Raw genomic sequence first — 1,511 nt, 5'->3', positions numbered from 1 at the left:
GATTATAACCTTGAGCTATTGGAATGGTTATTGAAACAGTTAAAAAAGGATGTAAAACTTAATTTTACTTCTGAATATATTGATGATATTGCTCCTGAATTAGACTACAGGACTAATAAAATACATTTTAAAAACGTAGATGATAATACGGTATATAAGCCTTATTTTCAAGTTTTTGACGATAGGGAAGGGTTTAAGCCAAATTTAAGTATTGTAGACTTGTTGTTTAACCAGGGACCACAATCCAAATCATATATGTAGTATGAGTAAACAAGCAAAACGTAAACATCATAAGCACAAAAAATATTCGCTGCCAGCTGCTGGATCTAGTCCTGGTGTTATATACATTGATGAAAATGCCTTAAAACCTGTAATTAGGTTGTATAAATACAATGCTGAACATTATGAGGTTAAGGAGCTTAGTTCCTTAAATAATGTAGCTCAAATTGTTTCTGATAAGAATTTTACGTTTTGGATTGAAATTAAGGGGTTTGATTCGTTAGCGATGTTTGAAACCTTATCCACTGATTTTAATGTAAATAAACTTGTCTTAGAAGATATTACGCGTACTTATCAGCGACCAAAGTTTGAGGAGTATGGTAGTTATGATTATGCGGTAAGCAGAATGCTCCATTTTGATGAAAATAAAGATCTGGATAATGTTCAGGTGTCATTTTTACTTACAGATAATGCATTATTTACGCTTCAGGAAAATTACGAGGATTGCCTCGAACCTATTAGATCGAGGTTAAAAGGCGGAAAAGGTAACATAAGGATAGCTGGTAGCAGCTATTTGATGTATGCCCTGATGGATATTATAGTTGATACTTATTTCGTGATTTTAGGTTCATGGGGAGAGGATTTGGATGCTATTGAAGACCGTTTGTTTGATAAACCTGATAAAACGGTGATGTTCGATACTCAGATGATTAAAAGAAACCTGATTGGAATTCGTAGAGTGGTATGGCCCGAAAGGGATAAGTTAAATGATATCCTGAGAAGTGATAGTCCTTTAGTTAGCGATCAAACGAAGCTCTATATTAAAGATGCTTATGATCATTGCATACAGATTATTGATGTTGTAGAGTCCTTAAAAGAGATATCTATCAGTAACCTGGATATGTACTTATCAATGATCAGTAATAGAATGAATGAGATCATGAAAGTACTTACTATTATCTCATCCATCTTTATTCCTTTAACATTTATTGCAGGGATATACGGAATGAATTTTGCCATACAGGATCCACTTACGGGTAAATTACTGCCTAAAAATATGCCTGAATTGTATGCTGCCCATGGATATTTATATACTATGATTGGTATGGGCCTTATTGCAGTAGCACAAATCATATATTTCTGGCGTAAAGGATGGTTTAAATAGGACTGATTATTCTTACCTTAGCGGCTTATGCAATCTTTCGATCTAGACAAAACAGACGTATCTAAGATTAAGGCTGCTTTAGGCGGTAGTGATGAGGAACTATAGGTTATTCTCGAAGAATATCACG

General features: G+C 34.1%; 2 protein-coding genes. Both read left to right on the top strand.

Annotated elements, in window-relative coordinates; genetic code table 11:
• Positions 1-261: WbqC family protein (locus AC1DDX_RS27335; protein ID WP_477623024.1), on the top strand; the 261-nt coding region annotated here is incomplete at its 5' end.
• A 1-nt stretch (position 262) separates the two neighbouring features.
• A complete protein-coding gene (gene corA / locus AC1DDX_RS27330; protein WP_172662973.1) occupies positions 263-1,384 on the top strand; it encodes a magnesium/cobalt transporter CorA in 1,122 nt (373 codons plus the stop codon).
• Positions 1,385-1,511: the final 127 nt, after the last annotated feature.

It is taken from the genome of Pedobacter sp. 10L46_2 (genome assembly GCF_056395165.1).
Note: the sequence above shows the minus strand (reverse complement) of the source record. Positions and strands in the feature narration are given on the sequence as shown.